Genomic DNA, 4787 nt, shown 5'->3' with positions numbered 1-4787 from the left:
CACCTGCACCCGCACCCGCACCCGCACCCGCACCCGCACCCGCACCCGGGAGCCTCGCGCCGGCGACCGCCGCGGCCGGCGGGTCGCGGGACACCGAGGTGCTGCGTCGGCGCTGGCCCGAGGTGCTCGAGACCGTGAAGGGGCTGCGCCGCGTGACGTGGGCGCTCGTCGACCCGCGCAACGCGCAGGTCGCCGAGCTCGACGCGACGACGCTGCGCCTGTCGTTCACGACCCCGCAGCTCGCGGCGACGTTCCGCAACGGCGCGCACGCCGACGTCGTCGCCCGCGCGGTGCGCGAGACGCTCGGCTTCGACGTCCGCGTCGAGGGCATCCTCGGCGAGCCCGGATCCGGGCCGGGGAACGGTGGGCGTCCGTCCGGCGCCGGGCCGTCGGCGGCACCTGGTCGGGTCCCGGCAGCCGGCCGCCGGCGGCACCCGCTCAGGCCAGCAGCCAGCCGTTCTCCTGCGCGATCCGCACGGCCTCCGCGCGCGTCCGGCCCCCGGTCTTCGCCATCGCGGCGGACAGGTAGTTGCGGACCGTGCCCTCGGACAGGAAGGTCGAGCGGGCGATGTCCGCGACCGTCCCGCCGTCCGCGGCGGCCACGAGCACGTCACGCTCCCGCTCGGTGAGCGGGCTGCTGCCCACCGCGAGCGACTCGACCGCGAGGTCCGGGTCGACGACGCGCAGCCCGCGGTGCACGCGGCGCACCGCGTCGGCGAGCTGCTCGGCGGGCGTGTCCTTCACGACGAACCCGCTGGCCCCCGCGTCGAGCGCACGGCGCAGGTAGCCGGGGCGCCCGAAGGTCGTGACGATGAGCGACCGGCACGACGGCAGGCGGCGGTGCAGCTCGCCGGCGGCCGTGATGCCGTCCAGACCGGGCATCTCGACGTCGAGCAGCGCGACGTCGGCGCGTGCGTCGCGGGCCGCGGCCAGGACCTCGTCGCCCCGGCCGACCTGCGCGACGACCGTGAGGTCGGGCTCGAGCTCGAGCAGCGCGGCGAGCGCGCCCCGCACGAGCGCCTGGTCGTCGGCGAGCAGCAGGCGGATCGGGTCCGTCATCGGGCGTTCCCCCGGGTCGTGACGAGCAGGCGGTAGCCGCCGAGCGGGCCGCGCGCGGCCTCGACGCGAGCCCCTGACCTGCGCGCACGCTCCGCGAGGCCGTGCAGCCCGTTGCCGGGGCGCTCGTCGACGGGTCCCGCACCGTCGTCGTCGACCGTGAGCGTGTCGGCGGTGATCTCGACCCGCACGCGCGTCGCGCCCGAGTGCCGGAGCACGTTCGTCGCGCCCTCGCGCACGGCCCACGCGAAGAGCACGCGCAGGTCGTCGGGCACGTCGTCGACCGCGCCCGGCACCTCGGCCTCGATCCCGGCGGCGTCGAAGGCCTGCCGTGCGCCCGCGAGCTCCCCGGCGAGCGTGACCGCCCGCGTCGCGGTGACCATGCCGCGGACGTCCGCGAGCGCGGACCGGGCGAGCTGCTGGACCTCGAGCATCTCGGCGCGCGCCCGCTCGCCGTCGACGTCGAACATCCGGGCGGCGAGCTCGGCCTTGACGGAGATGACCGTGAGGCTGTGCCCGAGGATGTCGTGCATGTCGCGCGCGATCCGCTCGCGCTCGCGCTCGACGGCGAGCACCGCGACCTCGTCGCGCGCCAGCTGGAGCTGCCGGTTGCGGAGCACGAGCTGCGTGAACCCGAACACCGCGACGGTCGCGAGCACGATGGACAGGACCAGGTCGTCGATCGTGTCCCACCCCGCGACCAGCCGCGGCACGACCATCGCGAGGACGACCATGGCGAGGGCGACCGCGAGCGCGCGCAGGTCCCGCAGGAGGAAGACGCCGCTGACGCTGACGAACACGAGGCCGACCAGGCCGTCCTGCTCGGCCGCCGCGCACGCGAGCGCGACGAGCACGAGCTGCCCGCCGAGGAAGGCGAGCGCCGGGCCGGTCGCCATCCGCTCGCCGCGGGGTCCGGCGTGGGTGAGGACGACCCACACGAAGGACAGCGACAGGAGCGCGATCGCGACCAGCGACACGACGCGGGCAGGTCCGGGGGCGCTGTCCCACGCGGACTGCCAGGGCTGCAGGAGGAACACCGCCCAGACGACGCCCATCGTGGGACCGACGACGCGCATGACGCGGTGCGTTCGGCTGCGCATCGGGTTGGGCGGCTCGCAGGACGGGTCCGGCACCGCGACCGACCACAGCCCCTCGCGCAGCGCCCAGGTCTGCCCGCCGACCGCCGCCCACCGCCCGTGCGCCCGTGCGGGCCGCTCGTCGTCCGGTCGGGTGGTGCCGCTCACGGCGCCCACCGTACCGAGCCGACGAGCGGCCCCCGCGTCGCGTCCGTCCGTCACACGCGGGCGGTGTCGAGCCGGAACCGCCACACCGCGCCGCCGACGAACACCGCGGCCCACGCGACCACGTTGACGACGGCCCACACGCTCACGTCGCCGCCCGTGAGCGGTGCCCGCACGATCTCGGCGAGGCCGTACGTCGGGATGAAGCGCGCGATCGTCGCGAACACGCCGTCGCCGAGCGGCATGAACAGGCCGCCCGCGAAGGACAGCAGCGCGAGCACCGGGCCGAGCACCTGCATGACGTTCTCGGCCGGGAGCAGGTAGCCCATGAACAGCCCGAACGCGGCGAACACCGCGGAGCCGGCCCACGCGAGCACGACGGACCAGACGAGCGCGGTCGTGCTGATCTCGGCACCGCGCGCGAGCCCGGCGACGAGCGTGACGAGGATCGACGCGAGGCCCAGCACCATCGCGACCGCGACCTTGGTCAGCACGTACGCGGCCGGCCGCAGGGGCGTGAGGCGCAGCTGACGGCTCCACCCCTGCGCGCGCTCGATCGACACGCTCGCGCCACCGCTCGTGGTCGCGAGGATCGCGCCGTACAGGGCCATCGAGATCATCACGTACGCGGTGACGTTGCCGTTGCCGACGGACTGGTCGAGGTACTCGCGCTGCGTCCCGAACAGCAGGAAGAACACGGGCGGCATGACGAGCGTGAAGATCACGGTGCGGCGGTTGCGCAGCAGGCGGCGCAGCTCGGTGCGCAGGTAGACGGGCTGCAGCAGGCGCGCCCGCGGGCGGGCGGCGACGGCGGTGGGTGCGGTCGTCGTGGCGGTGAGCGTGCTCATCGGGTGCTCCCGGAGGTCGTCGTGGCGGTGGTGCCGCCCGTGAGGGCGAGGAAGGCGTCCTCGAGGCCGAGCGCGGTGATCTCGACCTCGGTCGCGTCGGTGCGCGTCAGCAGGTGGCGGGCGACGTCGTCGGAGGCCGTCGTGCGCAGCAGCACGCGCTCGCCGCGGCGCTCGACCTCGGTCACGCCCGGCAGGGCCGCGAGCGCGGCGTCCGACGGTGCACCGTCCCGGAACGCGGCGGAGACGACCCGCCCCGACGCGAGCGACTTCACCTGGGCCGCGGAGCCGTCCGCGACGACCCGCCCGTGGCTGACCAGGACGACGCGGTCGGCGTACGCGTCGGCCTCCTCGAGGTAGTGCGTCGCGAAGACGATCGTGCGGCCGCGCGCCGCGTCGGCGCGGATCGCGTTCCAGAAGTCGCGCCGCCCGCCGACGTCCATGCCCGTCGTCGGCTCGTCGAGGATGAGCAGGTCCGGGTCGGGCAGCAGCGCCAGGCCGAACCGCAGCCGCTGCTGCTGGCCGCCCGAGCACGAGCCCACGCGACGGTCGGCCGCGTCGGTGAGGCCCGCGCGCACCAGCACGTCGTCGACGTCGTGCGTCGACCCGAAGAACGACGCGGTCAGCGCGAGCGTCTCGCGGACCGTCAGGTCCTTGAGCAGGCCGCCGGTCTGCATGACGGCCGACACCCGGCCGGCGGCGATCGCGGCCGCGGGGTCGAGCCCCAGCACGCGGACGCTGCCCGCGTCGGGCCGCGCGAGGCCGAGGACCATGTCGATCGTCGTCGTCTTGCCGGCACCGTTGGGGCCGAGGAACGCGACGACCTCGCCGGGGCGGATCGTGAGGTCGAGCCCGTCGACCGCGCGGACCGTGCCGGCGGGCGTGGTGAACGACTTGCGCAGGCCGCGCAGCTCGAGCGCGGGCGGCACCGCACCGCGAGGTGCGGGCGTCGGGGTGACGTCGGTGGTGGTCATGACGACGATCGTCCCGTCGCGCGGGTCGGCCGACCCCCGCCGCCCGTCACCACCTCGACATGACGGATGTCATGCGCTGCCGCGCGCCGACGCCGGGCTCCTTTCCCGCAGCGATGCCGCAGGTCGGTGCGCCGTTCCGCCCGACGGCGGTGGTCGGCGTCGCTACGGTGTCGCGCGTGGACACCGCCTGCCGCCGCGTCGCCGCCGCCGTCTCAACCCCCTCGCCGGCATCCCCTACGTGGCCGCCGTGCTGATCTTCGCCCTGGAGGCACTCGTCTATGTCTGAGCACACCGCCCACGGCTGGTGGGCCCGGGCGATCCGCCCGTCCCCCCGCAAGCGGCTCACCGCAGCCGCGATCGCGCTCGCCCTCGTCGCCGTCACGGTCGGCGTCTGGCTGTCGCCGTCCGTCGACGGCGTCGTCCCCACCCGTGCCAGCGCCGAGGAGATGCGTCTCCAGGCGGAGAACGAGAAGCTGCGCTACTCGCTCGAGGCCCGCGAGCAGGAGGTCCTCGACCTCGAGCGCTCGCAGCGCAAGGCCGCCTCCGAGCGGTCCGCCGCCGCCGAGCGCGGCAAGGCCAAGGCCGCCGAGGAGAAGGCCGCCGCCGACGCCGCCGCGCAGCAGAAGGCCGCCGAGGAGCAGGCCGCGGCGAAGGCCGCGTCCGCCGCCAAG

At 75.7% G+C, this 4787-nt stretch carries 4 protein-coding genes and 2 pseudogenes; 1 reads left to right on the top strand and 5 read right to left on the bottom strand.

Annotation, left to right across the window (positions count from 1 at the left end; genetic code table 11):
- The 5 genes and pseudogenes from HGA02_RS20425 to HGA02_RS10710 form a co-directional block, all read right to left on the bottom strand.
- Positions 1-229, bottom strand: a pseudogene (locus HGA02_RS20425) (hypothetical protein); the annotation flags it as partial.
- Between the two features lie 209 nt (positions 230-438).
- Positions 439-1059: a response regulator transcription factor gene (locus tag HGA02_RS10725; protein WP_168679000.1), complete on the bottom strand. Its 621-nt coding sequence runs from the start codon at positions 1057-1059 to the stop codon at positions 439-441.
- Positions 1056-2300 (bottom strand): histidine kinase, encoded by a 1245-nt coding sequence (locus tag HGA02_RS21670; protein ID WP_168678999.1) that lies wholly within the window; start codon positions 2298-2300, stop codon positions 1056-1058. The genes HGA02_RS10725 and HGA02_RS21670 overlap by 4 nt, the downstream gene beginning before the upstream one ends.
- A 50-nt stretch (positions 2301-2350) precedes the next feature.
- On the bottom strand, positions 2351-3145 hold the full coding sequence (locus tag HGA02_RS10715) for an ABC transporter permease (protein ID WP_168678998.1): 795 nt from the start codon (positions 3143-3145) through the stop codon (positions 2351-2353).
- A complete protein-coding gene (locus HGA02_RS10710; protein WP_168678997.1) occupies positions 3142-4116 on the bottom strand; it encodes an ABC transporter ATP-binding protein in 975 nt (324 codons plus the stop codon). Before HGA02_RS10710 ends, HGA02_RS10715 begins: the two co-directional genes overlap by 4 nt.
- Positions 4117-4394: 278 nt before the next feature.
- Here HGA02_RS10710 and HGA02_RS10705 point away from each other — a divergent pair.
- Positions 4395-4787: pseudogene (locus HGA02_RS10705) on the top strand (glycoside hydrolase family 26 protein); the annotation flags it as partial.

This window comes from Cellulomonas septica, assembly GCF_012396155.1.
In the GTDB taxonomy this organism is placed as follows: domain Bacteria; phylum Actinomycetota; class Actinomycetes; order Actinomycetales; family Cellulomonadaceae; genus Cellulomonas; species Cellulomonas septica.
This window is presented reverse-complemented; position numbering and strand designations above follow the sequence as displayed.

Excerpts from the sequence above, each read along its gene's own strand:
- HGA02_RS10725 (WP_168679000.1), bottom strand. The coding sequence starts at position 1,059 with ATGACGGACCCGATCCGCCTGCTGCTCGCCGACGACCAGGCGCTCGTG.
- HGA02_RS10715 (WP_168678998.1), bottom strand. The coding sequence starts at position 3,145 with ATGAGCACGCTCACCGCCACGACGACCGCACCCACCGCCGTCGCCGCC.
- HGA02_RS10710 (WP_168678997.1), bottom strand. The coding sequence starts at position 4,116 with ATGACCACCACCGACGTCACCCCGACGCCCGCACCTCGCGGTGCGGTG.